Source organism: Acidisoma sp. 7E03, assembly GCF_054665075.1.
Genome location: NZ_BAAFHE010000001.1, coordinates 170562 through 195230, shown reverse-complemented (window position 1 = coordinate 195230; position 24669 = coordinate 170562). Strand labels below are relative to the sequence as shown.

At 66.2% G+C, this 24669-nt stretch carries 22 protein-coding genes; 9 read left to right on the top strand and 13 right to left on the bottom strand.

Going from position 1 to position 24669, the window contains the following annotated elements; translation table 11 throughout:
- Window positions 1–17: 17 nt before the first annotated feature.
- Window positions 18–1160, bottom strand: a complete 1143-nt coding sequence (locus tag ACYQ6W_RS00985; RefSeq protein ID WP_459672991.1) for an HlyD family secretion protein — start codon at window positions 1158–1160, stop codon at window positions 18–20.
- On the bottom strand, window positions 1157–1651 hold the full coding sequence (locus ACYQ6W_RS00980; RefSeq protein WP_459672990.1) for a MarR family winged helix-turn-helix transcriptional regulator: 495 nt from the start codon (window positions 1649–1651) through the stop codon (window positions 1157–1159). The genes ACYQ6W_RS00985 and ACYQ6W_RS00980 overlap by 4 nt, the downstream gene beginning before the upstream one ends.
- A gap of 175 nt (window positions 1652–1826) precedes the next feature.
- On the opposite strand from ACYQ6W_RS00980, the gene ACYQ6W_RS00975 reads away from it, so the two are divergent.
- The 3 genes from ACYQ6W_RS00975 to ACYQ6W_RS00965 all read left to right on the top strand — a co-directional run bounded on the left by ACYQ6W_RS00975 (window position 1827) and on the right by ACYQ6W_RS00965 (window position 4081).
- On the top strand, window positions 1827–2489 hold the full coding sequence (locus ACYQ6W_RS00975; RefSeq protein ID WP_459672989.1) for a glutathione S-transferase: 663 nt from the start codon (window positions 1827–1829) through the stop codon (window positions 2487–2489).
- An 80-nt stretch (window positions 2490–2569) separates the two neighbouring features.
- Entirely contained in the window at window positions 2570–3178 is a 609-nt protein-coding gene (locus tag ACYQ6W_RS00970) for a TetR/AcrR family transcriptional regulator (protein ID WP_459672988.1), read from the top strand.
- Window positions 3179–3199: 21 nt separating this feature from the next.
- Window positions 3200–4081: an alpha/beta fold hydrolase gene (locus ACYQ6W_RS00965; protein WP_459672986.1), complete on the top strand. Its 882-nt coding sequence runs from the start codon at window positions 3200–3202 to the stop codon at window positions 4079–4081.
- A gap of 3 nt (window positions 4082–4084) precedes the next feature.
- On the opposite strand, the gene ACYQ6W_RS00960 is transcribed toward ACYQ6W_RS00965, so the two are convergent.
- A complete protein-coding gene (locus tag ACYQ6W_RS00960; protein WP_459672985.1) occupies window positions 4085–4945 on the bottom strand; it encodes a DMT family transporter in 861 nt (286 codons plus the stop codon).
- A 126-nt stretch (window positions 4946–5071) separates the two neighbouring features.
- Between ACYQ6W_RS00960 and ACYQ6W_RS00955 the strand changes: the two genes are divergently transcribed.
- Together ACYQ6W_RS00955 and ACYQ6W_RS00950 are read left to right on the top strand one after the other, a co-directional pair.
- The gene (locus tag ACYQ6W_RS00955) at window positions 5072–6313 is read left to right on the top strand and encodes an MFS transporter (protein WP_459672983.1); all 1242 of its coding nucleotides are present in this window, start codon (window positions 5072–5074) and stop codon (window positions 6311–6313) included.
- Between the two features lie 46 nt (window positions 6314–6359).
- A complete protein-coding gene (locus ACYQ6W_RS00950; RefSeq protein WP_459672982.1) occupies window positions 6360–7001 on the top strand; it encodes a TetR/AcrR family transcriptional regulator in 642 nt (213 codons plus the stop codon).
- Here ACYQ6W_RS00950 and ACYQ6W_RS00945 read toward each other — a convergent pair.
- Window positions 6988–8883 (bottom strand): bifunctional sugar phosphate isomerase/epimerase/4-hydroxyphenylpyruvate dioxygenase family protein, encoded by a 1896-nt coding sequence (locus ACYQ6W_RS00945; protein WP_459672981.1) that lies wholly within the window; start codon window positions 8881–8883, stop codon window positions 6988–6990. The two genes, ACYQ6W_RS00950 and ACYQ6W_RS00945, sit on opposite strands and share 14 nt — an antisense overlap.
- A 141-nt stretch (window positions 8884–9024) precedes the next feature.
- On the opposite strand from ACYQ6W_RS00945, the gene ACYQ6W_RS00940 reads away from it, so the two are divergent.
- Window positions 9025–9921 (top strand): shikimate dehydrogenase, encoded by an 897-nt coding sequence (locus ACYQ6W_RS00940; protein ID WP_459673430.1) that lies wholly within the window; start codon window positions 9025–9027, stop codon window positions 9919–9921.
- 56 nt (window positions 9922–9977) lie between these two features.
- Entirely contained in the window at window positions 9978–11315 is a 1338-nt protein-coding gene (locus ACYQ6W_RS00935) for an MFS transporter (RefSeq protein ID WP_459672980.1), read from the top strand.
- Between the two features lie 40 nt (window positions 11316–11355).
- On the opposite strand, the gene ACYQ6W_RS00930 is transcribed toward ACYQ6W_RS00935, so the two are convergent.
- From ACYQ6W_RS00930 to ACYQ6W_RS00890, 9 genes are all read right to left on the bottom strand, one after another.
- A complete protein-coding gene (locus tag ACYQ6W_RS00930; RefSeq protein ID WP_459672979.1) occupies window positions 11356–11766 on the bottom strand; it encodes an NUDIX domain-containing protein in 411 nt (136 codons plus the stop codon).
- A gap of 5 nt (window positions 11767–11771) precedes the next feature.
- Complete coding sequence (locus ACYQ6W_RS00925) at window positions 11772–12422, bottom strand: CoA transferase subunit B (protein ID WP_459672978.1); 651 nt, start codon at window positions 12420–12422, stop codon at window positions 11772–11774.
- 12 nt (window positions 12423–12434) lie between these two features.
- Window positions 12435–13145 carry a CoA transferase subunit A gene (locus tag ACYQ6W_RS00920; RefSeq protein ID WP_459672976.1) on the bottom strand — a complete coding sequence of 237 codons (711 nt, stop codon included), beginning with the start codon at window positions 13143–13145 and terminating at the stop codon, window positions 12435–12437.
- Complete coding sequence (locus tag ACYQ6W_RS00915) at window positions 13145–14461, bottom strand: AmpG family muropeptide MFS transporter (RefSeq protein WP_459672975.1); 1317 nt, start codon at window positions 14459–14461, stop codon at window positions 13145–13147. Before ACYQ6W_RS00915 ends, ACYQ6W_RS00920 begins: the two co-directional genes overlap by 1 nt.
- Window positions 14462–14983: 522 nt before the next feature.
- A complete protein-coding gene (locus ACYQ6W_RS00910) occupies window positions 14984–16873 on the bottom strand; it encodes a methyl-accepting chemotaxis protein (RefSeq protein WP_459672974.1) in 1890 nt (629 codons plus the stop codon).
- Between the two features lie 170 nt (window positions 16874–17043).
- Window positions 17044–18465 carry an efflux transporter outer membrane subunit gene (locus tag ACYQ6W_RS00905; RefSeq protein WP_459672973.1) on the bottom strand — a complete coding sequence of 474 codons (1422 nt, stop codon included), beginning with the start codon at window positions 18463–18465 and terminating at the stop codon, window positions 17044–17046.
- A gap of 3 nt (window positions 18466–18468) precedes the next feature.
- Window positions 18469–21552, bottom strand: coding sequence for an efflux RND transporter permease subunit (locus tag ACYQ6W_RS00900; RefSeq protein WP_459673429.1), 3084 nt, complete (start codon window positions 21550–21552; stop codon window positions 18469–18471).
- Between the two features lie 78 nt (window positions 21553–21630).
- Window positions 21631–22797, bottom strand: coding sequence for an efflux RND transporter periplasmic adaptor subunit (locus tag ACYQ6W_RS00895; RefSeq protein ID WP_459672971.1), 1167 nt, complete (start codon window positions 22795–22797; stop codon window positions 21631–21633).
- A 29-nt stretch (window positions 22798–22826) separates the two neighbouring features.
- Window positions 22827–23435: a TetR/AcrR family transcriptional regulator gene (locus ACYQ6W_RS00890; RefSeq protein WP_459672970.1), complete on the bottom strand. Its 609-nt coding sequence runs from the start codon at window positions 23433–23435 to the stop codon at window positions 22827–22829.
- A 148-nt stretch (window positions 23436–23583) separates the two neighbouring features.
- Between ACYQ6W_RS00890 and ACYQ6W_RS00885 the strand changes: the two genes are divergently transcribed.
- Both ACYQ6W_RS00885 and ACYQ6W_RS00880 read left to right on the top strand, forming a co-directional pair.
- Window positions 23584–24093 carry an N-acetyltransferase family protein gene (locus tag ACYQ6W_RS00885; RefSeq protein ID WP_459672968.1) on the top strand — a complete coding sequence of 170 codons (510 nt, stop codon included), beginning with the start codon at window positions 23584–23586 and terminating at the stop codon, window positions 24091–24093.
- Entirely contained in the window at window positions 24090–24659 is a 570-nt protein-coding gene (locus ACYQ6W_RS00880; protein WP_459672966.1) for a helix-turn-helix domain-containing protein, read from the top strand. Before ACYQ6W_RS00885 ends, ACYQ6W_RS00880 begins: the two co-directional genes overlap by 4 nt.
- The last annotated feature ends 10 nt before the right edge of the window (window positions 24660–24669 follow it).

Here is a 24669-nt window from a genome sequence, read left to right as displayed (position 1 = left end):
GCTCGGGCCCTCGCCGGTTAGAGCAGGTCGGAGAGGTGGCGCTGGTGCCCCGTATCGACCGAGACCTCGACGCTCATGCCGGCGCGCAGCGGCAGGTCCTTCGGACCATCGGTGAGCGTGACGCGCACGGGGATGCGCTGCACCACCTTCACCCAGTTGCCGGAGGAATTTTCGGCCGGCAGCAGGGAAAATTGGCTGCCCGTCGCCGGCGCGATGCTCTGAATCACCCCATCCCAGGTCTTGCCCGGATAGCTGTCCACCGAGATTTTCACCTTTTGGCCCGGCCGGGCATAGGTCAGCTGGGTCTCCTTGAATTGCGCCGTCACCCATACGTCGTCGGTCGAGACCAGGCCGAAGGCCGAGGCTGCGGCCGTCAGGTAATGGCCCGGCTGGAGGCTTTCGACGTTCGTCACGATGCCGTTGAAGGGGGCGTAGACGATGGTGTGGTCGAGCTGGCGCTGCGCTTCGTCGACATCGGACTGAGCGCTGAGATATTCCGGCATCTGGTCGATCGGCTTGTCGATGTCGCCGCCGAGCTTGGCAAGTTGAGTCTTCGCCTGTTCCTGGAGGGAGGCGAGCCGGGCCTGGTCGGCTGCGAGCTTGAACCTTGCGTCATCATATTCGGCACGAGTGACGCCGCCGCTGTGAACGAGGGAGGCGTAGCGGCCGAAATCTGCCTGATCCTGCGAAACCTGTGCGTTCTCCGTATCCACGTCCTTCAGCATGCGCTGATAGTCTTCCTTCTCGGCCGCGAGGTTTTCGGCGACCTGCGCGAGCTTGGCGCGTGCCCCGTCCAGCGCGATGCGGAAATGGTGCTGCTCCAGACGGAAGAGTTCCTGTCCCTTCGTCACCCGCTCGCCCTCATGCACCAGCACGCGCGCGACGATGCCGGAGACGTCGGTCGTCGTGTTCACCTCCGCTGCCTCGACATAGGCATCGTCCGTCGAGACCATGCGGCCGCCGGTCAGCCAAACGTAGCCGACGCCGACAACGACGACGGCGATGCCGCCCAGCATGAGGATGGGCCGCAGCAGGCTGCGCCGTCGCTTAGGCGGCTGGCCCGGCTGTGCGCCCGACTGGCCGCTCTGGGAGGCTTGGTCGGGCACGCCGCCCTTGGCCGCATCAGCCGTCGTGCGGTCGCGAGACGAGATCTGGTTCATGCTTGGACTGCCGTTTTTTTGCGTGCGGTCTCTTCAGGCGGAGACTCGGTGCCCTTGAGCGCGGCGTTGACGTTCGATTTCGCCCGGGCCAGACCTTGGCGCATGATCTCTTGCGTGGCGGGGGCAATCCCGTCGCTGACCATGGCCGCGATCTCGGCGCGGCGAACAGCGAGTTCTTCCAGGATCGGCTCGGCCGCCGGAAGCAGGCGCAAGCGCCATACCCGCCGGTCCTGCCCGTCCGGCACGCGCTCCACCAGGCCGCTCGCGGCCAGACGGTCCACCAGCCGGCCCACGGTGATCGGCTCCACCTCCATCATCTGGGCGAGGTCCGTCTGAGAGAGCAGGGGATGGTGATGGAGCTTGATGAGCAGCAGCCACTGCGCCTTGGTCATGCCGTGGCGCCGCGCCACTCGATCCGCATAGGTGCGGATCAGCCGCGCGGTGTCGCCGATGAGGAAGAGCAGGTCTTCCTCTGTAGGATAGATCGCCATAGCAGCGTAATTATAACGCGCGTTATTATAAGCGAAGATGTCCTTCGGTCATGAGCCCTCATCCTGGGGCGTATGAATGCGCGCGCCGACCGGTGGGTCGGCATGCGCCACATGCCCTTGCCGCGGCCCGGCCGCTCGGGGATCACTGGGGCTCACAACAAGCGGAGCCTGCGTCATGAGCGACGGAAAGATCGTCATCGGGACCAAGCGCTACTCGTCCTGGTCCCTGCGGGGATGGTTGCCCGTGCGGCTGGCCGACCTGGACGTGACGGAGGTGGTGATCCCGCTGGCGGGGGGGCATACCCAGGCGGTGAAGGGCCAGACGCCCACCGGCCTCGTGCCCTATCTGGAGCACAATGGCGCCCGCATCTGGGAAAGCCTCGCCATCATCGAATATTGCGCGGAGTTCGATCCGACCCTCTGGCCCAAGAAGCGCCGGGCCCGGGCCATGGCACGCGCGGCGGCTGCCGAGATGCATGCCGGCTTCCGCGAATTGCGCATGGCGATGCCGATGAATCTCGGGCGCGAGGATTATGCGGGCCTCGGCCGCACAGAAGGGGCGCTCGCTGATATCGCCCGGATCGAGGCGCTGTGGGCGGAAGCGCGCCAGGAATTCGGTGGCGATGGCCCCTATCTGTTCGGCGAGCGCTTCACCGGGGCTGACGTCATGTTCGCGCCCGTCGTCACGCGTTTCCTGACCTACAAGCCCGAACTGACCGAGGCCTCGCAGGCGTATTGCCGGGCGGTGCGGGCGCATCCGCTGGTGGAAGACTGGTACAAGGCGGCGGCGGAAGAGCCCAAGGAATGGCTACTGGAGAAATACGAAACCCTGCGCTGAGCGGGAGGCTGACCCGAAGGGCGCTAAGGCGCCCTTCTTTGGGCTTGATTAGGAAATGATCGTTTCCTAATTTGCGGACCATGCCGAGTTCAGCCCCCACGCCCCGCGGCCCCGGCCGACCCCGCCGCTTCGATATGGATGAGGCGATCGACCGGGCCGTGCTCGTCTTTCGCGAGCATGGCTTCCAAGCGTCTTCCATCGAGGTGCTGAGCCGCGGCACCGGCCTCACGGCCGGCAGCCTCTACAAGGCGTTTCCCGACAAAAAGGCGATCTTTGCTGCCGCCTTCGAGCGCTACCTGGCCGAGCGACAGGCGGCGCTGGCGGCGCGGCTTTCTGGCGTCGGGAGCGGCCGTGCGCGGCTGGCGGCCGTGCTCGATCTCTATCTGGAGGCCGCGAGTGGCGCGGAGGGGCGGCGGGGCTGTCTCGTGCTCGGCAGCCTCGCCGAGGCCTCGGGCCTGGACGATGCGCAGCGCGCTGCGCTCGCGGCCGCTGTTGCCGCCAACGAGGCGCGGCTCATCGCTCTGCTGCGCGAGGGGCAGGCTGACGGCTCCATCCGCGCCGATCTGGACGTCGCGCAGACCGCCGCAGTGCTGCTGGCGCTGCTGCAGGGCGTCCGCGCGCTCGGCAAGCTGCGCGAACCTGGCGACCGCGCGGGCTTCATCGCGACTGCCCTCAAACTTCTCGACTGATCAGGCTGGAGTTGACCCATCATGCATGAGAGAGCGCCCGCGCCGCCGGGTTTCACCCATCGCTTCGAAACCGTGGCGGGCCTCCGCCTGCATTACGTGGAAGGCGGCGCTGCGGATGGGCCAGTGCTGGTTCTGCTCGCGGGCTATCCGGAGAGTTGGTACGCCTGGGCGCGGGTGATGCCGCTGCTCGCCGATCGTTTCCGCATCATCGCGCCCGATCTGCCGGGGCAGGGGGATTCCGACAAGCCGGTCGACGTATACGATACCGAAAGCCTGGCCGAGCGGCTGCATGGGCTGATCGGGCAGCTCGGCCTCACCTCCTACAGTCTGGTGGCGCATGACGTCGGCGCCTGGGTCGCCTTTCCCTATGCGCTGCGCTTTGCCGCGGAGGTGCAGCGGCTGGTGCTGATGGATGCGGGCATTCCGGGCGTGACCTTGCCCGACATGCTGCCGACGGCGCCGGACCGCGCCTGGCGAACCTGGCATTTCCCCTTTCATGCCATTCCCGACCTGCCGGAAGCGCTGATCACGGGGCGCGAGCGCATCTATCTCGACTGGTTCCTGCGCCGGAAAGCGGCTGATCCTTTTACCTTCACGGAAGCGGATCTCGACGAATACGAGCGTGTCTTCACCCTGCCGGGCGCCTTGCGCGCGGGGCTTGCCTTCTACCGGGCGGCGCCCGTGTCGGCCGCGCAGAACAAGGCCCTGCATGAAAAGAACGGTCCGCTTGGTATGCCGCTGCTCGGCCTTTCGGCCGATCAAGGCTCCATCCCCGATATGGCGGCGCCTTTGGCGCCTTTCGCTAAGGGTGTGGAGGGTGAGCAGCTGCGCGCTTGCGGGCATTTCCTGCCGGAGGAGCAGCCCCAGGCCGTCGCCGACGCGCTGCTCCGCTTCTGCGCCTGACTGTCAGTGCAGGTTGATCAGCAACACGCCCACCAGGATGAGGGCGATGCCCAGCCATTGCAGCGGTGCGAGCCGTTCTTTCAGGAGAAGAAAGCCCATCAGCGCGGTGATGGTGCTGCAGAGCGAGCTCAGCACCGCGACGATCGCGACCTTTCCAGTTGCGAGACCGAGCGCCATGCTGAGATAGGCGAAGGCGGTGAGTGTGCCGTAGCCCCAGGTAAAGGGCAGCAGCCGCAAGGGCGGCAGCGTCAGCCGATGCCGGCGGATTTGGGTGATGGTGACGGTCACGCCGAGGGTGCAGAGACTGCTCACCCACAGCGGCGCCACCGGCCCCAAATGCGGCATGACGAAGCGGCCTTGCAGCCAGAGGGTGGCGCCATAGCCGAAAGCGGCGAGGATGGCCCAGCCGATGCCGCTGGTGCCGTGCGGCGTTTGCCGGCGGACGCCGCCGCGCATGGCCGCGAGCGCGATGCCGAGCACGGTCAGCACGATGCCGAGGGCGGGCATCGGCGCCAGATGCTCGCCGGTCGCGACCGCTAATGCCGTCGAGATCGCGCCATAACTCGCGACCACGGGGACCACGAGGGAGAGCGCCCCCGCGATCAATCCGCGCACCATGGCGAAGCCCGCAAGCGTCGTTCCGGCGGCAGCCAGCAGCGCCAGCCACCAGTAGAGATGCGGCGCAGCCAGCGCCGGCGCGCGCATCGCCGGTACCAAGGCGAGGCAGAGGGAAAAGAGGAAGAAACCCGGAAACTGGCCATAGAAGCTCGACCGCCAGGCGCCGAGGCCACGGGCCGAAAAGCGCGCCAGGAAATCCGCGACACCCCAGAGAATCGCGGCGAGAAGCCCGAAGGTGATCGCCATCCGGCCAGCTAATCGGGCGCCGTGGCGCTGTCATCCGGCATGCCGCGCAGGGCGGACCCGCGAGCCCCCTTCCGCTGCCGTCCCTCCCATGCTCTAGGCAAGGGGAACAGAGAGATCGTGTGACGCGTGCTTCGACGTAAAGGAGAGGGGAAGAGCGGCCCCAGCTACCGGCTCGCGCGCGGCATTGTGGTGGCCGCCATCGCCGTCGCCATGATCGGCAGCAGCGCCCCGTCTCCCATCTACGGCCTGTATCAGGCGCGCCTCGGCATCGACCATGTGTGGCTGACCGCGATCTACGGCATCTATTCCCTCGGCACGGTGGCCGCGCTGTTCCTGCTCGGCCGTGTTTCCGACCGGATCGCCGACCGGCGCGTCCTGATCTATGCCGCCCTTGCGGTGGCGGGGGGCGGTGCCGTGCTGATGGCGCTGGCGCAGTCCGTGCCGGCCCTCCTCATTGGCCGCTTCTGTGCCGGCATGGGCACGGGCTGCATCATGGGGCCCGCGACCGCCGCCATGATCGAACTCGACCCGGCGCGGGATCGGGTGCGGGCGGCAATCATCGCGACCCTTGCAGTGACCGGCGGGATCACCGGCGGGGTGGTGCTGACGGCGGCGGCATTGGCCATGGGTTTCGCCCCCACGCTCAGCCCCTTCGTTCTGCTGGCCAGCCTCTGCGCACTGCTGCTGATCGCGCTGCGCCTCGCGCCCTGGGTGCCGCCGGATGTTGCCCCTGCGACCGCGACGCTGCCGACGCCTGCCGCCAAGCCGCGTGCGGGACTGCTGATGCGGGAGGCGGGCGCCCCCTTCCTCCTATCCTGTGCCGCCATGGCGACGGCCTGGATGGCGGGCGGCTGCTTCCTCGCGCTCGGCGCGATCTTCGCCCGTCAGCTCGCGGGCATTCATGACCCGGCCGTCGCCGCCCTGACGGTTGCCGCCTTCCAGATCGTCGCGGGGTCGGCCCAGCTCGGTGGCCGTGCCTTCCGGCCGCCCGCCCTGGTGGTGACGGGCGCGCTGCTGATGGCGGCGGGGCTGCTGCTGGCGACGGCGGCGGCGGCCCTCGGCGCGGCCTGGCTCTTCTGCCTCGGCGCGCTGGCGACAGGGCTCGGCTACGGCATCTGCTTTTCCGGCGCGGCGGCGCTCAGCAGCCACAGCGCGCCGGCGCGCGGCCGGGCGACCATCGTCTCCTTCACCTATATCGCGGGCTATCTCGGCAATCTCATCCCGGTCATGCTGCTCGGCGTGATCGCCGACCATCTCGGCCTTTTCGCCGCCATCGCGAGCCTTGCCGGCGCCGTCACGCTCTGCAGCCTGCTGCTGGCGCGTGCCATCGGGCGGCTGGCCCGCCGCAGCCCGTCGCTGCAGGGCTGATTTTGGGCTAAGCTGCGCCCCGCTTTGATTTTCGAGTGAAGAGGCGATGGACGGAACGATTCCTGCCGGTCGGAAGCGCGATGCCGAGCGGACGAAGCAGAACATTCTCGACGTGGCCGCCCAGGAATTCGCCGATCAGGGCTTCGACGGCGCGCGTGTGGATGCCATCGCCGCCCGCACCAAGACGGCGAAGCGGATGATCTATTACTACTTCAACAGCAAGGAAGAGCTGTATCAGACGGTGCTGGATCAAGCCTATAGCGGCATTCGCACGCTGGAGGCCGAGCTTGACCTGGACGCACTGCCCCCTGAACAGGCCCTGCGCAAGCTCGTCGAATTCACCTTCGACTATCACGACCAGCACCCGGATTTCGTGCGCCTCATCATGAACGAGAACATGCTGCGCGGCGCCCATCTCGGTTCCATCCGCAACCTCCGTGCGCGCAACACGCCGGCGATCGAGACGCTGGGCAAGATCCTGGCGCGCGGGCATGCGGCCGGCCTCTTTCCGGCGGAGCCGAGTGCCGTCGACGTGCATATGATGATTTCGGCGCTGTGCTTCTATCGCGTTTCCAACCGCTACACCTTCGGCGCCAATTTCGACTGCAACCTGGAAGACCCCGAGATCAAAGCGCGGCAGCGCGAGATGATCGTGGGCGCCGTGACGCGCTATCTCAAGGGGGCGTGAGGCCGGGCTTCGGCGCGTGGCGGGCGCGCGCCTGGGCCGCGACGCGGACCGAGGCGTTGTTGGCGCCGTAGCCCTGATAGCCGCGGCGCTCCAGGAACTCGAAGAAGAAACGGTCCTCGAAGGCCGCAGCATAGGCATGGCGGAACTGGCCCTGCGCATCGGCATCGAACATGAGGCCGGCGGCGGGCAGTTGGTCTAGCACCGCATCTGGCGCGATGCCGCTCGCCGCCAGGTCATCGTAATAATTCTGCGGAATGGGCAGGAGGGTTCCGCCCTCGGCGCGGAGATCCTGCAGCAAGCGGGCGACGTCGGCACTGCGGAAGGCGATGTGGTGGAAGCCAGCGCCGGCACCCGCGGCCAGGAAGCGGCCCGTCTCGGTGCCCGGGCTGTCGGAGACGTTGAGCGGCAGACGGACCGTACCGCCGGGGCTGCGCAGCGCGCGGCTCTTGATCAGCCCGAAGCGGTCGGGAAACGCGACCATCGGCTCGACGCTCATGCCGAAGACGGTCCGATAGAACAGGATGAAGCGGTCCAGCGCGCCGGGCGGCAAGGCTTCGGCGATATGATCGATCTCGAGCGGCGCGGGATCGGCCTCCTCCGTCTGAGCTACTCCGTCCACAGGGTGGAAATCATGTCGCCAGTTCCAGCCGAGCTGGGCCCGGTTGATGAGATAGATCAACGAACCGTCGGGCGCGCGGACACCGGGAATACGCTGCTCCTCCGCGCCCGTCCGCTCCTGCCAGCGGGGGCAGAGCAGCGCTTCGGCGCGAGCGAGGGCGCGGTCGACGTCATCCACCACGAGCGCAAAAGCGCAGATGGAAGGGCCGTGCTGCACGAAATACTCCGCGGCGGCACTGTCCGGTTCGGCGTTGACGACGAGATGAGCGCGGCCTTGGCGATAGAGTGCCACCTCCTTCGAGCGGTGTTGCCCCTCGTGCCGGAAGCCGAGGCTGCGCAAATAGCGGTCGAGCCGCGGGCGGTGCGCGGCATCCACCGCGAATTCGGCGAAGGCGAAGCCGTCCAGCTCCGGCGCCGGGGGCAGGGCGGGGCCGCCGGCCTCAGCCTCCACCCAGATCAGCGAGCGCAGCCCGTCCACCGCATTCTGGCGGGGTGGCGAGGCGCGGAAGGAATCGTTGAAGACTTCGAGGCTGAGCGGACCGGCATAGCCGGTGGCGAGCACCGAGCGGACGAAGCTGGTAACGTTGAGATCGCCCTGGCCGGGATAGTTGCGGAAGTGGCGGCTGCGGCTCAGCACGTCCATCGCGAGATGCGGGGAATCGGCGAGCTGAACGAAGAAGATGCGATCGCCTGGAAGGTCGTTGATTCCGTCGATGGAATCGCCCAGGGCCAGCGTATGGTAGCTGTCGAGGATGAGGCCGACCGCCGGGTGGCCTGCCGCCTGCACCAGACGCCAGGCGTGGGACCATCGCCGCACGTGCCGGCCCCAGGCCAGGGCTTCATAGCCGATCCGCAAGCCCCGCCGGGCGGCGCGGGCACCAAGTTCGGCGAGGTCTGCCGCAGCCCTTGCGTCATCATCCAGCGCATCCTCTCGCACGTTACTGCAGACCAGGATGAGATCGGTTCCCAACTCCTCCATGATGTCGAACTTGCGCTCGGCGCGGTCCAGGTTGCGCTGGGCGATCGGTGCGGGCATCGCCTCGAAATCGCGGAAGGGCTGGAAGAGGACGATGGCGAGTCCCTGGTCGCTCGCCATGCGCCGCACGTCCCGCGGCGTGCCGTCGAAGGTCAGCAGGTCGTTTTCGAACAGCTCGATCGCGTCGAAGCCGGCGGCGGCCGCAGCCTCCAGCTTGTCCGGCAAAGTGCCGCTGAGGCAGACGGTGGCGATGGATTTCAGGCGCGATGAGCGCAGCGAGGGATTCATGGGCGGCTCCCCGGATTTTTCCGATGGCTAGCACGACCATCGGCGCTTGACGAGGATTAACTAGATAGTCCATCAAATATGCAAGCGGCTCTCAGTGCCGCATGGGCCTCTTCTTGCCCGAAGGAGCGAAACGCCGTGACCATGATCACGCCTGTGTCCGACCGTGCCGCGGCGCCGCTGTCCATCGCAGCACCTCGCTCCCTCCTGCTCGGCCTGATCGGCGAAGGGATCGGCGGGTCGCTGACGCCCCGCCTGCATGAGCGCGAGGCGGCGGCGCACGGGCTCGCCTGCATCTACAAGATCATCGACTTGGCGGCGCTCGGCCTCGGGCCGGAGGCTCTGCCCGAGCTTTTGCAGGCGGCGGAGCGCATGGGCTTCGCCGGTCTCAACATCACCCATCCCTGCAAGCAGCGGGTGCTGCCGCTGCTGGATGACCTGTCCGAGGATGCGCGGGCGCTGGGGGCGGTCAACACCGTGCTGCTCCGCGATGGCAAGCGCATCGGCCACAATACCGACTGGTTCGGCTTTGCCGAGAATCTGCGCCGCTTCCTGCCCGGTGCGCCGCTCGGCCATGTGGTGCAGATCGGCGCCGGCGGCGCGGGCGCGGCCGTCGCCCATGCGCTGTTGCGGGCGGGTGCCGCCCGGCTGACCCTGGTGGAGGTCGATGCGGCCCGGGCTGCGCAACTCGCCGAGCGTCTCGCCGCACGTTTTCCCGGCGCGCAGGTTGATACGGCGCAGGACCCGGCGCGGGTCATGGAGACCGCCGATGGCGTGGTCAACGCCACACCCATTGGCATGATCGCGCATCCCGGCATGGCGCTGCCCGCGCATCTGCTGCGGCCGGCGCTGTGGGTTGCCGACATCGTCTATGTTCCGCTCGAGACGGAACTGCTGCGCACGGCGCGGCAGCTTGGATGCCGCACCTTGAACGGTGCGGGGATGACCGTCTTTCAGGCGGTGGAAGCGTTCCGCCTCTTCACCGGTCTTGCCCCGGATGCGTCGCGCATGATGGCGCACTTCTCCGAACTCATTGCCTGACCAACGTTCCAGCCGCGTCGCCGCAAGGCCAACAAAAACATCAAAGGGAGAAACGCATGTCACAGACCAGGGGATTGACCGGGGGGGTCTCGGCGGCAACCGCCGTACCCACCAATATCCGCACGCGCATGCTGGCGGTCATCGTGCTGGCCGTCACCATCAACTATCTGGATCGGGCGATCCTCGGCATCGCCGCCCCTTCGATCCGCCATGAATTTGGCCTGGATGCCCGCACCATGGGCTTCGTCTTCTCCGCTTTTTCCTGGAGCTACCTGCTGCTGCAAATTCCGGGCGGTGTCGCGCTCGATCGGTTCGGCACGCGTCTCGTCTACACCATCGCGCTCGTCGGCTGGTCGGCCTTCACCATCCTGCAGGGTCTGACGGTGGGCGTAGTCAGCTTCGTCGTCGCCCGTCTCGGCCTCGGCGCTTTCGAAGCACCGTGCTTTCCCGCCAACAGCAACGTCGTCGGCATGTGGTTCCCGCGCCGTGAACGCGGGAAGGCGATCGGCGTCTATACGGCAGCGGAATATGTCGGTCTCGGCTTCCTCACGCCAATCCTCTTCTGGATGCTCGCGCATCTCGGCTGGCGTTCGCTCTTCTTCACCACGGGCGCCATCGGCCTGCTCATCGGCCTCGTGATGTGGCGCAGCTATCGTGACCCCTTCAAGAGCGAGACCGTCAATCGCGCCGAACTCGCCTATATCGAAGCCGGCGGCGGGGCCGTGCAGAAAGAGGTGGTGGGCACGGCCTTCCAGTGGAGCCACGTCGCGGCGCTGTTCCGGCACCGCCAGATGTGGGGCCTCTGCATCGGCCAGTTCTCGGTCTATTCCACCTTCGTTTTCTTCCTCACCTGGTTCCCGACCTACCTCGCGACCCAGCGCCACATGGCCTTCATCAAGATCGGGATCTATGCCAGCATTCCCTATATCGCCGGCTTCTTCGGCATTCTCTTCGCCGGGTTCCTGAGCGACTGGCTGCTCTCCCGCACCAGCCTCAACGTCGCGCGCAAGCTGCCCGTCATTGCCGGTCTGCTGCTGGCCGCCACCATCATTGCCGTCAACTACGTCTCGAACAACCAGCTGGTGCTGGCCATTCTCTCCATCGCCTTCTTCGGTCAGGCCATGTCCTCCTCCGGCTGGGCCGTGCTGTCGGAAGTGGCGCCGAAGGGTCTGCTCGGCTTGGTCGGTGGGCTGTTCAGCTTCTCGGCCAATCTCTCCGGCATCGTGGTGCCGATCGTGATCGGCTTCATTGTGCAGGCCACCGGCTCTTTCGTCGGTGCCCTGGCCTTCATCGGCATCGTCGCCGCGGTGGGCGCCATCTCCTGGATCTTCGTGATCGGCGACATCCGCCGGCTGGACGTCGCGATCGACGGGCTGCCAGCGGCGAAGGGCTGACGAAAACAGGCGGGCGCCGTTATGGGGCCCGCCTGGTCGCTCAGCCGGCGGCTTTGAGAGCGGAGACCGCCTGCTGCGTCGCGGCTTTCAAGGGCTCCGGCAGGGCATCGAGGGGGAACCAGCCGATATCCGCAAGTGCCTCCGGCTCCATCAGGCGGGGTGTCCCGTCATAGGTGTCGACGAGAAAGACCGGCGCCACCCAATGGCCGCCTGCCGCCGCGTCGATCTGGTTGACGACGCAGAGCAGGTGCTGGGGCCGGATGTAGATGCCTAGTTCCTCGGCGATTTCCCGCGCCGCCGCGGCTTCCACCGTTTCAAAGAGGTCGACCTTGCCGCCTGGCAAGCCCCAGCCGCCTGCTTCGGGCGGGCGGCGTCGCCGCACGAGAAGCAGGCGGCCCTCCACCAAAATGGCGGCGCCACATCCGACTCGCGGCAGCCTCTCCGCCGTCATGTCGATCAGGCAGCGGCGGCGAGGTTCGGATGAACCGTGAAGGACGCCTCAGTCTTCTCGCGGATCTCGGCCACCGTCACGCCCGGCGCGACATCGACCAGCGTCAGCCCTGGGCGGCCGACGTCGAAGACGCCGAGATCCGTGACGATGAGATCAACGACGCCCTTGCCGGTCAGCGGCAAGGTGCATGCGCGCAGGATCTTCGGCTCGCCCTTGGCAGTGTGCTCCATCAGCACCACCACGCGTTTGACGCCAGCGACGAGATCCATGGCGCCACCCATACCCTTCACCATCTTGCCGGGCACCATCCAATTGGCGAGGTCGCCGTTCTCGGCCACCTGCAGCGCGCCGAGGATGGAGAGGTTGATGTGGCCGCCGCGGATCATCGCGAAGCTTTCGGCGCTATCGAAGAAGCTCGTCGTTGGCAGTTCCGTCACCGTCTGCTTGCCGGCATTGATGAGGTCGGCGTCTTCCTCGCCCTCATAGGGGAAGGGGCCCATGCCCAGCATGCCGTTCTCGCTGTGCAGGACGATCTTCATCCCCTCGGGAATGAAGTTCGCCACCAGCGTCGGGATGCCGATGCCGAGGTTGACGTAGAAACCGTCCTGCAGCTCCCGCGCGGCGCGGGCGGCCATCTCATCACGTGTCCAAGCCATCGTTCGTCCTCCTCAGGCCGCGCGCTTGCGCGTCGTGCGCTGCTCGATGTGCTTGTCCACATGGTCGAGCTTCACGATGCGCTGCACGTAGATGCCGGGGGTGATGATGTGGTCCGGGTCGAAGCTGCCTGGCTCGTGCAGCTCCTCGACCTCGGCGACCGTCACGCGGGCCGCCGTCGCCATCATCGGATTGAAGTTCCGCGCGGTCTTCCGATAGACGAGATTGCCTTCGGTATCGCCCTTCCAGGCATGGACGATGGCGAGATCACCGAAGATGCCGCGTTCCATGACGTAGTGGTGGCCGTCGAACTCCCGCGTCTCCTTGCCCTCGGCAACGGCGGTACCGTAGCCGGTGCGGGTGAAGAAGGCGGGAATGCCGGCGCCGCCGGCGCGGATGCGCTCGGCCAGCGTGCCCTGCGGGTTGAATTCGATCTCCAGCTCACCGGCCAGGTATTGCTGCATGAAGAGCTTGTTCTCCCCCACATAGGAGGAGACCATCTTCTTCACCTGCTTCGTTTCCAGCAGCACGCCGAGCCCCACGCCGTCGATCCCGGCATTGTTGGAGACGATGGTGAGGCCGGTGACGCCGGCTTCGCGGATGGCCGCGATCAGCGCGCTCGGGATGCCGCAGAGGCCGAAGCCGCCCGAGAGCACGAGCATGTCGTTCTTGAGGAGACCGGCCAGCGCCTCTGTCGCGCTCGCATGGACCTTGGACACCGCCATCAGCCAACTCCCATGGTTTCCGCCCGCCTTTCCGGCGGATAGTGCTTCAGGAGGTAGACCATCACCGCGATGGAGGGAAGCGTCGCGAGCGCAGTCGCCGCATAGAAGGCGTGCCAGCCCAGGGCCGCCGCCATGAAGCCGGAGAGGCCGGCGACGGTGCGCAAGGGCAGGGCGGCGATGGAGGAGAGCAGGGCGTATTGCGTCGCCGTATGGGCGCGGGAGCAGAGGGCCGAGAGGTAGGTGATGAAGGCGGCGTCCGCCAGGCCTTCGGCGAAGCTCTCCACCGCGGCGGTTGCCATCAGCATGTGATGCGCCCCGGCGGTGTAGGAGAGGGCGAGATACATGAACATGCAGAGCGTCTGGAAGCAGCCGGTGATGAGCAGCGCCCGCCCGGTGCCGATGCGCGCGACGAGGAAGCCGCCGAGCGCCGCGCCGATCAGCACGGCAGCGAGCGAAATGGGGCCATTGGCCAGGGCCACCTGCGCGCGGTCGAAGCCCAGGGAGCGGTAGAAGGGCGGCAGCATCGTTCCGGCCAGTGCCTCCCCCAGCCGAAAGAGGACGATGAAGAGCAGGATGACGAGCGCGCCGCGCCGGGTCGCGAATTCGGTCAGCGGCTCGACCACCGAGCGGGTGAAGCGCTGGGCGAAGCCTGGATGGCCGCGCTCCATATGGGCGACCGCCGCCTCCGCTCGCGGTTCGGGCGCGAGCAGCGTGACGAGGGGGCCGATCAGGGTGAGTGCCGCCATGGCGATGAAGACGCCGTGCCAGCCCCAGGGGGTGGCGAGCGCGATGGCGCCGGCGCCCGAGATCAGCAGGGCGCCGCGATAGCCCCAGATATAGGCGGCGAGCGCCGTGCCCTGCATGGCCTGCGGGAAGGTTTCGATACGCCAGGCGTCGATGATCGTGTCCTGGCTGGCCGAGGCGAAGGCGAGGAGGGCGGCGAAACCGATGAGGGCGGCGGGAGCCGTCGGGCTGGTCAGCACCATCAGCAGACAGGCGACAGTGAGAAGAGGTTGCGCCAGGATCAGCCAGCCCCGCCGGCGGCCAAGCCGCCCGGGGGCGCCGGGCGGGGCATTGTCGAAGACCGGCGCCCAGAGGAATTTCAGGGAATAGGCGAGGCCGATATTGGCGGTGAGGCCGATGAGGCCGAGGGTGACGTGGCCTTCCGCCAGCCACTGGCGCAGCGTGAAGCCCGACAGCGGCAGCGGCAGGCCGGAGGCGAAGCCGAAACCCAGCATGAGCCAGATGCGCCGGTCCGCGAGGATCGCGGAGAAAGCGGGGCGGGGTTCGGTGACGATGCTTGCGGAGTCGCTCATGCCGCCAGCGTGTCACGCCAGGGTGCGTTTCGGGAAGCCGGCAGGCGGGGCTGGGCGCTCCTCACCACCATTAACCGCGGCATCGTGCCCGCGGCGGGTGGGATGGTTCGCCCGCTATGGTGCAGAGCGTGAGGCTCGCGATAAGTCGTCGAAGCTATTGCCTCAAAATTTCTTCCGCTTTTTGTAAGAAATAATCCTTTAATTTGGGATCTTGGATGTATGAACGTGCTCTTATTTTTGCCTCATCCATCGATCTATACTCAGGTCTACCAAAAAGGTCAGCGAGATAATCGTCGGCCTCTTGCCGAGATTCGATCCTGAATGACTGTACTTCCATGAAATCTCACCTTTATCAAACGACTGGCGACAAGATTATATATCTATTCTCGAACGGTATCTCTTTTTTAACTGAGTTGCATGGCGGAGAAGGCGGGGCGGGGTTCGGCCGGCAGGGTCGCGGATTCGCTCATGCCGCCAGCCTCTCATGGGCGGGCGGCAGGCGGAAGCACGGATGCGAGCGGTTCAGGCGCGGGACATGGCGCGCGCCATCATCCCGCCCGCGCGGCTGCGCCGCGGCCCAGGGCGCTCCGGCGGCAGCTCGCTTTCCGGATCGTCACTGATGACGAACTGGCCGAGGAGCCCGGCAAGCTCCTCCGCCTCATGCAGCAGGCCATGGCTCGCGGCCGTTGCCTCCTCCACCATCGCGGCATTCTGCTGTGTGACCTGATCCATCTGATTGACCGCCGTATTCACCTCCTGCAGGCCCGTCGCCTGTTCGGTGGCGGAGGCGGCAATCTCGGTCATCAACTGATTGAGCTGCATCACCTTGGCCACGATGGCGCTCAGCGCCTCACCGGTCTCGCCCACCAGCCGCACGCCGGTTTCCACCTGCTGGCCGGCGGCAGAAATCAGCGCCTTGATTTCCTTCGCGGCGTCAGCCGAGCGTTGGGCCAGCGCCCGCACCTCCATCGCAACCACGGCGAAGCCGCGCCCGGCGTCTCCTGCCCGTGCCGCTTCCACGCCGGCATTCAGGGCGAGCAGATTGGTCTGGAAGGCGATTTCGTCGATGACGCCGATGATGTTGCCGATCTGGCGCGAGGATGTCTCGATCCCGCCCATGGCAGCCACCGCATCCCGCACCACGGTGCCCGAGCGTTCGGCCCCCTGGCGCGCTTCGTCTACCAAGTGGCGCGCATCCTTCACGCTCTCCGCCGTCTTGCGCACGGTCTGGGTGATCTCGTCGAGAGCCGCCGCCGTCTGTTCGAGGCTCGCAGCCTGCTGCTCGGTGCGGCGGGAGAGATCGTCCGCCGCTTGGCCGATTTCGGCCGCGCCGGACCGGACCCCGGTGGTATTGGCCATGACGGACTGCATGGCCGACTGCAGCTTGTCTAGCGCGCCGTTGAAATCATCGCGCAGCCTTTCATAGGCGGGGCCGACTGCCGCGGTGAAGCGCCCCGTCAGGTCGCCGGCCGCGAGCTGGCCAAGAGCGGCGGTGATACCCTCGACCGCCACCTGCTGCTCGCGGCCGGCCGCCGTGAAGGCTTCTTCCGCTTCCTTCAGCCGCCGGTCGAGATCGTCGCGAAAATGCGCGGCTTGGGTTTCGAGCTGCGCGCGCTCGATGGCGTTCTCCTTGAAGATCTGCAGCGCCGCGGCCATGGCACCGATTTCGTCGCGCCGGTCGGTGCCGGTGATCGCGACGTCCAACTCCTGCCGCGCCAGCCGGCGCATTAGCTCCGTCATCCGGGCGATGGGCCGGGCGACGTTGAGGATGGTGAGCACGATGCAGACGATGATGGCCAGCACGAGAACGGCGAAAACAGCGAGAATGACGAGGAAGCCAAGGCGCTTGAGATGGGCTGCCTGCTGGTTGAGCTGGATGGATTGCGAAAGATTGTAGGAAATGACGCCGTTTGCCGCCGTCTGGAAGGCAAGGAAGGAGGTGCGCATGTCCTTGAGAATGAGAGCGCTTGCCGTTGGCATGTCCCCCGAATCCACCGCTTGGGCGAAGTCCTGGGCTTGCCGGGCGACATCTTCGAATCGCGCGTGCATGGCCTGCGCATCGGCCGCCTCCGCGCCGGGGTCGATCGTGGGCGCATAGACCTGCCAATTCTGCCGGAAGGCCTCTGCCAGCGTCTTCTGTTCGGCCACCAGGGCATGAAAGGGGTCGAGGGAGTCCGAGGCATTGGCGGAGGTGAGGCCGATGGCAGACAAGGCCGCGATGTCCGATACTTCGGAGCGCATGGCGCCGAGCCGGGCCAGAGTCTCGACATTGCCGGCGACCGTATGGGTGATGGCGCCCAGCCTGTCGATCGCGATGAGGGAGACGACGCCGAGGGCAGTCCCGAGAAGCAGCATGACCGAATAGCCGGAGAGGGCCTTGTACAAGATCCTCATATGGTCGAAGAGTCGCATAGCCGCCGTCCCGTCCTCGGAATGAGGCCGTGTGTACCGGGCGGGACTTAATGAAACTTGAACGTGGGGACCCGCGGGGGTCCCTCGTTGGGATCACGCAACGCGCTGTGGAGGGATGATGGCCTCTCGGCCGTCATCCCCGCCTGCCGAGGGTCGCCTCGGCGATCCGGTCAGCTCTTCCAGCCGCCGCCCAGCGCCTTGTAGAGCGTCACCAGATTCTGCTGCTCGGAAAGCTGCAGGCTGATCAGCGTCAGCTTCGCGCTGAAGAGCGACTCCTCTGCCACCAGGACCGTCAGATAGGCATCCACCCCGGCCTTGAAGCGCATGGTGGAGAGGTCGAAGTTCTGCTGGTCGGCCGCGACCAGCGCCTGCTGCGCGGCGATCTGGTCCTTGTAGGTAGCGCGCGCAACGAGCGCGTCCGACACGTCGTGGAAGGCCTGCTGGATCGACTTCTGGTAGTTGGCGATCTCGATCTTCTTTTCTAGTCGGGCGATGTCGAGATTGGCGAGGTTCGATCCGGCATCGAAAATCGGCACGCTGATCTGCGGCTCGAAGGCCCAACTCGCTTGCCCCGCCTTGAAGAGATTGGAGAGGCTGGCGCTCGCGGTGCCGCCGTTCGCCGTCAGCGTGATCGAGGGGAAGAAGGCCGCGCGCGCCGCGCCGATGTTCGCATTGGCAGAGAGCAGTGTGTGTTCGGCAGCGCGGATGTCCGGCCGGCGGGTCAGCAGGTCGGAGGGCACCCCGGCGGCGAGCGGCGGGAAGGCCGGTTCACTCGCGAGGAAGTTCACGGCCTCCATGCGCTGCACGACGTCGGCCGGGATGGGCGCGCCCACCAGAAGCACGAGTTCGTCCATGTCCTGCGCGACGGCCCGCTGATACTGGGCGACGCTTGCCTGGGCCGAATGCAAGGTCACCTCGGCCTGGGCGACGTCCAGCTGGGTGCTGTCGCCATGGGCGAGCAGCAACTGCGTGAGCCGCACGGAATCCGCTTCCGTCTTCACCGTGTTTTCCGCGACCGCGAGGCTCTCCCGATCGGCGAGCCAGGCGAGGTATTCGGAGACGACCTCGCCGATCAGCGTGAGCTGTGTCGCGGTGCGGGTTTCCGCATCGCTGAACACGGTCTCCCGCTGCGCCCGCGCCTTGCTGCGGATCTGGCCGAAGAGGTCCAGCTCCCAGGAGACGGCGCTGGCGCCGAGGCTGTATTCGCGCAGGCTCTGCGACTGGCCGGGCGTGCCATAGACGTCCCCCGGCGTCACCGAGCGGTCATAGCCCGCCGTGCCGTTGATGGTGGGGAACAGGCTTGCGCGGTCCACGCCATATTGCGCCTGGGCGCTCTGCACGTTGAGCGCCGCGACCCGGAGATCCCGGTTGTTCTCGAGCGCGAGGCGGATGAGATCCTGCGCCACCGGATCGGTGAAGAACTGGGACCAGCCGAGATCGGCCGCGGTCGCTCCCGTGGTGCCGGCGGAGAGAGTGGCGGGGCCGGCGGGCCACTGGTCGGCGACGCCGGAGGACGGCCGGTGATAGTCCGGGATCAGGCTGCAGGCGGAGAGGGAGAGCAGCGCAAGGCTGCCCAGAAGAAGACGGCGCATGGCTCAGGCCTCTTTCGGCGCTGTCGTGGGTTCGATCGACGGCCGCGGTTTGACGCGGAACAGACGCAGCACGACCACGAAGAAGACGGGGACGAAGAAGATGGCGAGGATGGTTGCCGTCAGCATGCCGCCGACGACGGCGGTGCCGATGGCGATGCGGCTGGAGGCACCGGCGCCGCTCGCGATCGCCAGCGGAATGCTGCCGCAGATGAAGGCGATCGAGGTCATCAGGATCGGCCGCAGACGTTCCCGCGCCGCTTCGAGCGCCGCCTCGCGCAGAGACTTGCCGTTGTCGTAGAAGGCCTTGGCAAATTCGACGATGAGGATGGCGTTCTTCACGGCGAGACCGACGGTCGTCAACATGCCGACCTGGAAATAGACGTCGTTGTCCATGTCGCGGAGGAAGGCGGCGAGGATGGTGCCGATGAGGCCGAGTGGCACCACCAGCATCACGGCAAACGGCACCGGCCAGCTCTCGTAGAGGGCGGCGAGGCAGAGCAGCACGACCACGAGCGAGATGAGATAGAGCACGTAGGTCTGCGAGCCCGAGGCCAGTTCCTCGTAGGAGAGGCCCGTCCATTCGTAGCCCACGCCTGGCGGCAGCTTGGCGATGAGCTTCTCCATCTCGGCCATGGCCTCCCCCGTGCTGACGCCCGGTGCCGGCTGGCCCTGGATTTCATAAGAGGTGATGCCGTTGTAGAGCTCGACCTTCTGCGGGCCGGAGACCCAGTGTCCGGTCATGAAGGCGCTGAAGGGCACCATGCTGCCGGCGCTGTTGCGCACATACCACTTGCCGAGATCGGACGGCAGCATGCGGCTTGTCGCATCACCCTGGACGTAGACGTCCTTCACGCGGCCGTTGCGCATGAACTGATCGACATAGTCGGAGGCGAGGGCGCCCTGGATCTGATCGTTGATGTCGGAGATCGACAGCCCATAGGCGGAGGCTTTTTCGCGATCGATGTCGAGCTTGTATTGCGGCGCGTCGCTCAGGCCATTGGGATAGACCGCCATCAGCTTGGGGTCTTGATTGGCCATGCCGAGAAGCATGTTCCGCGCCTTCAGGAAATCCTCATGGCTGAGGTTGCCGGTGTTCTCAAGCTCGATATCGAAGCCCGAGACGTTGCCGAGTTCCATGACCGCCGGCGGCTGCAGGATGAAGACCTGGCCGGCGGGATTGCCCGCAAAATGCCCCATGATGCGGCCGGCGATGGCGGCCGGGCTCTGGTCCGGGCGCGTGCGCTTGGACCAATCCGTCAGCGAGACCGCGATGAAGCCCGCATTCTGCGCCTGGCCGGCGAAGTTGAACCCGGAGACGGTGAAGATGCCCTTCACGTTGTCCTTCTCATGGGCCAGCGTCCAATCGACAACCTGCCGATTGAGGTCTTCCGTCTGTTCTGCGGTCGCACCCGGCGGCAGAGAGACCTGGCCCATGAGCAGCGCCTGGTCTTCCTGCGGCAGGAAGCCCGCGGGCAGATGCAGGAACAACCAGGCCGCGGCAAAGACGATGCCGACGAAGCCGATCATGGTGAGGAAGGAGCCGCTGATCAGGCCTCCGACGCCGCGGCCATAGCCGCGCCGCATGCGTTCGAAGCCGCGGTTGAAGAGGGCGCCGGGTCCGTTGCCCTTCATCGGGTCGTGCTTGCGGGGTTTCAGCAACGTGGCGCAGAGCGCCGGCGTCAGGATCAGGGCGACGAGCACGGAGAGGCCCATCGCCGAGATGATGGTGACGGAAAACTGCCGGTAGATGACGCCGGTGGAGCCGCCGAAGAAGGCCATGGGCAGGAAGACCGCCGAGAGTACGGTCGCGATGCCGACCAGCGCGCCGGAAATCTCTTCCATGGAGCGGAGCGCCGCTTCGCGCGGCGATAGGTTGTAGTCCTGCATCAGCCGCTCGACGTTTTCGACGACGACGATGGCGTCATCGACGAGCAGGCCGACTGCCAGCACCATGGCGAGCATGGTGAGCGTGTTGATGGAATAGCCGAGGGCGCCGAGCACGGCGAAGGTGCCGAGCAGAACGATGGGCACCGCGATCGCCGGAATGAGCGTCGCGCGGATGTTCTGCAGGAAGATCAGCATGACGATGACGACGAGGGCGATCGCCTCGGCCAGCGTCTTCACCACTTCCTCGATCGAGAGCGAGATATAGGGCGCGCCGTCGATCGGGTAGACCATCTCGAGGCCCGACGGGAACTGCTTGCTGAGGTTCGTGAGTTCGGCTTTGACGGCCTTTTCCACGCTCAGCTGGTTGGCGCCGGGGGCGAGCTTGAGCGCGATGCCCGAGGCCGGATGGTTGTTGTAGAGAGCCGTCGAACTGTAGCTCTGGGCGCCGAGTTCGACGGTCGCGACGTCGCTCAGCAGCACGCGCGATCCGTCCTGCTCCACCTTCAGCAGGATGTTGCGGAACTCGTCCGGCGTCGTCATCCGGCTGGGGCCAACGATCAGCGCATCGAGCCGTTGTCCTTTCACCGCGGGCAGGCCGCCCAACTCGCCCGAGGACACCTGGACGTTCTGCGCCTCGATCGCGCTCGTCACGTCGGAAATCGTCAGGGCGTATTTGTAGAGCTTCGCCGGATCGACCCAGATGCGCATGGCATATTCGGAGCCGAAGAGCTGATAGTCGCCGACGCCTGGAATGCGCGTCAGCGGGTTTTCGATGTTGGAGGCGATGTAGTCCGAGATGTCCTGCGCCGTCATGCTGCCGTTGGTGGAGACGAGACCCACGATCAGCATGTAGTTCTTGGTCGACTTCTCGATGGTGATGCCCTGCTGCGTCACCTCCGTCGGCAGGGTCGACTCGGCAAGCGAGACCTTGTTCTGCACCTGCACCTGGGCGATGTCGGGATCCGTGCCCTGGCTGAAGGTGAGGTCGATTTCCATCGAGCCATCCGCCTGAGCGCTGGCCGAGATGTATTCGAGCCCGTCGAGCCCGCTCATCTGCTGCAGAATGGGCCGCACCACGGTATCCGCCACCGTCTCGGCGGAAGCGCCGGGATAGGTCACCGAAACCGAGATCTGCGGGGGCGCGATGGTGGGGAATTGCGAGATCGGCAGGCGCAGGATTTCGATGCTGCCGACCAGCATGAGGATGATGCCGATAACCCAGGCAAAGACCGGGCGATGGATGAAGAAGCGCGACACTGTGCGAACTCCGGCCCTGGATCAGGACTTGCTGGCGGGGACGGGAGTCACGGCGGCGCCGTCGCGGATCGACATGAAGCCGCCGGTCGCGACGTGGTCCCCAGGCTTCAGGCCGCCGGTGACGATCCACTTGTCGCCCACCGCCTCGCCCGTCTGGATGACCTGCTCATGCACCTTGTTGTCCGCCCCGATGAGGAAGACGGTGGGATCGCCGTGGAAGTTGTGGGAGACCGCTTCCTGCGGCAGCAGGATACCGTTCTTGTTGACACCTTCGACGAGCTCCGCGCGCACGAACATGCCGGGCAGCAGCAGGTGGTCCGGATTGGGGAAAATGGCGCGAACGAGCACCGTGCCCGTTGTCTCGCTCACTGTCACTTCGGAGAACTGTAGCTTGCCGGGATGGGCATAGGTGGTGCCGTCCTCGAGTTTCAGCGTTACCTGCGCGTCGCCGTTCCCCGCATCCTGCAGCTGCCCCTGCTGCATCTCGCGCTTCAGGCGGAGCAGGGTCGTCGCCGGCTCGTTGAGCACGACATAGATCGGGTCGAGCTGGGTGATGGTGGCGAGTGCGCTGGTCTGATTGGCCGTGACGAGAGCGCCGGGGGTGACGGAAGAGGCGCCGATATGGCCGGAGATCGGGGCCAGCACCTTGGTATAGGTGAGGTTGATCTGCGCCTGTTCGAGCTGGGCCTTGGCGATCAGGATATTGGCCGCAGCTTCCTTCGCGGCAGCCACTGCATCGTCGTAATCCTGGCTGCTGATGGCATTGGCCGCGGCCAGCGGCCGGTAGCGGTTGGCCTTGGCGCGGGCCGTCGCCAGCGCTGCCTCGTCATAGGCGAGCGTCGCGCGGTCCTGATCATAGGTCGCCTGATAGGTGGCGGGGTCGATCTGATAGAGCTGCTGACCCTGGGTGACCTCGCTACCTTCTGTAAACAAACGTTTCAGGATGACGCCGGTCACCTGCGGCTCGACGGCCGAGGTGAGGATGGCCGAGGTGCGGCCGGGAAGCTCCGTGGTGCGCGTCACCGACTGCGGGGCCACGGTGACGTAGGGCACCGTGGGCGGGCCACCCTGCGGTGGACCGCCCGCGCCATGCTTGTCACAGGCGGTGAGGGCAAGCGCCGTCGCGACGAGACTGACCGTCGCCCGGAGGCCAGCACGTGATGAAAGACGAGTAACGGAAGTTAACATTCGTCACCAATCGGACAAAAAAATTTACATCAGGTGAGCGTGCGGGCGAGCAGAGCCAGCTGCCGCTCAAGGCGGGTTTCAATCACGTCCCGAGAGAGGCCGATCATCATCACGGGCTCGATCGAGCAGGCGAGGCAGTTGAGAAAGGTATCCGCGTGTAGAAACGGGTCGTCGATGCGCCACCCATCGGTTTCGACACCCTCGCGCAGAAGCTTGGCCACTTCAAGCCTGAGGGTGGAATGAAGGAACTCTTCGACGAAACGCCACTTCTGCTCGCGCTTCAACATCTCGAACTCGATGACGTTTTGGAAGAACTGCGCGCCATGGCGCGACACGTTCGTCTCGATCATGTCAGCGAAGTGACGGTTGACCGCTCGCACCAGATCCTCGATCCGCGCCCAGGCCGGCTTGCGCGCGCGAACGAGGGGGACGAGTTCGCGATGCAATTCCTCCATGAAGCGTTCGCCTACGGCCTCGACGATCGCGTCCTTGGAGGGGAAGAATTTGTACACATTGGCAGGCGACATGCGCATCTCGCGCGCGATGTCGGCAACCGTGGTGCGCCGCGGGCCGAAGCGGGAAAACAGCTCCTTCGCGGTCTCCAGGATCAGCGCGTGAGTTTCAGAACGACTTGCCATGGGGCTCCTTGGTGACGGGTGATATAATTCATCACCTTCACCTCGGTCAATTTTCTTGCCTGATCACAGATATGCAGCAGGGACGGGATTGCAATGAGATACGATCGTCTACTAAAAGAGACGACCTGCAAGGTCTTAGGAGCCGACCATGACGATCCGCCCAGCCAGGGAAGATGACCTGCCCGCTATTCTGCTGATCTACAATGAGGTGATCCGCACTTCGACTGCGGTCTACACCGAGGAGGCGGCGACTCTAGAGAGCCGCCTCGCTTGGTTCCGCGACCGGCACGTGCTGGGCTATCCGGTGCTGGTCGCCGAGGACGACGCGGGCGGCATCGCCGGCTTCTCCAGCTTTGGCGATTTTCGCCCCTGGCCGGGCTATCGCTATACGGTGGAGCACTCGGTCTATCTGCGGGAGGATTGCCGCGGGCGCGGCCTGGGTGCGGCGCTGATCACACCGCTGTTCGACGAGGCGCGGCGCTTGGGCAAGCATGTCATGGTCGCGGGCATCGACGCGGCCAATCCGGCCTCGTTGCGGCTGCACGACAAGCTCGGCTTCACGCGCGTCGGCCGCATGAACGAGGTCGGCACCAAATTCGGCCGCTGGCTCGACCTCGTCTTCATGCAGCGCATCCTGAGCGGGGGTCTGCCGGCGTGAACGGCGGGGAGGGGGACACCGAAGCCCGCATCGCCCGGCGCGTGCGGCTGGAGCGCGAGGCGCGCGGGTGGTCGCTCGCCGATCTGGCCGAACGCTCGGGTGTTGCTAAGGCCACGATCAGCAAGATCGAACGCGGTGAGATCAGCCCCACCGCCGTCACCTTGCTGAAGCTTGCGACGGCCTACGAACTGACGCTCGCGGGCCTGCTGCTTCGCGCCGAAGGGGCCGGCGAGCGCCTGTCCCGGGCGGCCGACCAGCCACTGTGGCGAGACCCCGAAAGCGGCTATTTGCGCCGGCAGATCTACAGCCGCCCCGATTTTCCCCTGGAACTGGTGCGGGTGACGATGCCGGCGGGCCGGAGCGTGACGCTGCCGGCCTCCTCCCACATCCGGCTGCGGCAATTGCTGATGGTGGAGAGCGGCGCCCTGACGCTGGCCGAAGCGGGCGGGGAGCGGCACCTGCTGGCCGCAGGTGATTGCCTGGCCTTCGGTCCGCCGGCCGACGTCACCTTCGCCAACGAGGGCGAGGAAGACTGTACCTATTACGTTTTTCTCATGCGGAGCTGACCGGCGTGAC

Excerpts from the sequence above, each read along its gene's own strand:
- ACYQ6W_RS00945 (WP_459672981.1), bottom strand. The coding sequence starts at position 8,883 with ATGAATCCCTCGCTGCGCTCATCGCGCCTGAAATCCATCGCCACCGTC.
- ACYQ6W_RS00915 (WP_459672975.1), bottom strand. The coding sequence starts at position 14,461 with ATGAGCGACTCCGCAAGCATCGTCACCGAACCCCGCCCCGCTTTCTCC.
- ACYQ6W_RS00910 (WP_459672974.1), bottom strand. The coding sequence starts at position 16,873 with ATGCGACTCTTCGACCATATGAGGATCTTGTACAAGGCCCTCTCCGGC.
- ACYQ6W_RS00920 (WP_459672976.1), bottom strand. The coding sequence starts at position 13,145 with ATGGCGGTGTCCAAGGTCCATGCGAGCGCGACAGAGGCGCTGGCCGGT.
- ACYQ6W_RS00960 (WP_459672985.1), bottom strand. The coding sequence starts at position 4,945 with ATGGCGATCACCTTCGGGCTTCTCGCCGCGATTCTCTGGGGTGTCGCG.
- ACYQ6W_RS00885 (WP_459672968.1), top strand. The coding sequence starts at position 23,584 with ATGACGATCCGCCCAGCCAGGGAAGATGACCTGCCCGCTATTCTGCTG.
- ACYQ6W_RS00985 (WP_459672991.1), bottom strand. The coding sequence starts at position 1,160 with ATGAACCAGATCTCGTCTCGCGACCGCACGACGGCTGATGCGGCCAAG.
- ACYQ6W_RS00925 (WP_459672978.1), bottom strand. The coding sequence starts at position 12,422 with ATGGCTTGGACACGTGATGAGATGGCCGCCCGCGCCGCGCGGGAGCTG.
- ACYQ6W_RS00940 (WP_459673430.1), top strand. The coding sequence starts at position 9,025 with ATGATCACGCCTGTGTCCGACCGTGCCGCGGCGCCGCTGTCCATCGCA.
- ACYQ6W_RS00895 (WP_459672971.1), bottom strand. The coding sequence starts at position 22,797 with ATGTTAACTTCCGTTACTCGTCTTTCATCACGTGCTGGCCTCCGGGCG.
- ACYQ6W_RS00965 (WP_459672986.1), top strand. The coding sequence starts at position 3,200 with ATGCATGAGAGAGCGCCCGCGCCGCCGGGTTTCACCCATCGCTTCGAA.
- ACYQ6W_RS00905 (WP_459672973.1), bottom strand. The coding sequence starts at position 18,465 with ATGCGCCGTCTTCTTCTGGGCAGCCTTGCGCTGCTCTCCCTCTCCGCC.
- ACYQ6W_RS00890 (WP_459672970.1), bottom strand. The coding sequence starts at position 23,435 with ATGGCAAGTCGTTCTGAAACTCACGCGCTGATCCTGGAGACCGCGAAG.
- ACYQ6W_RS00970 (WP_459672988.1), top strand. The coding sequence starts at position 2,570 with ATGCCGAGTTCAGCCCCCACGCCCCGCGGCCCCGGCCGACCCCGCCGC.
- ACYQ6W_RS00935 (WP_459672980.1), top strand. The coding sequence starts at position 9,978 with ATGTCACAGACCAGGGGATTGACCGGGGGGGTCTCGGCGGCAACCGCC.
- ACYQ6W_RS00900 (WP_459673429.1), bottom strand. The coding sequence starts at position 21,552 with ATGCTGGTCGGCAGCATCGAAATCCTGCGCCTGCCGATCTCGCAATTC.
- ACYQ6W_RS00975 (WP_459672989.1), top strand. The coding sequence starts at position 1,827 with ATGAGCGACGGAAAGATCGTCATCGGGACCAAGCGCTACTCGTCCTGG.
- ACYQ6W_RS00980 (WP_459672990.1), bottom strand. The coding sequence starts at position 1,651 with ATGGCGATCTATCCTACAGAGGAAGACCTGCTCTTCCTCATCGGCGAC.
- ACYQ6W_RS00950 (WP_459672982.1), top strand. The coding sequence starts at position 6,360 with ATGGACGGAACGATTCCTGCCGGTCGGAAGCGCGATGCCGAGCGGACG.
- ACYQ6W_RS00930 (WP_459672979.1), bottom strand. The coding sequence starts at position 11,766 with ATGACGGCGGAGAGGCTGCCGCGAGTCGGATGTGGCGCCGCCATTTTG.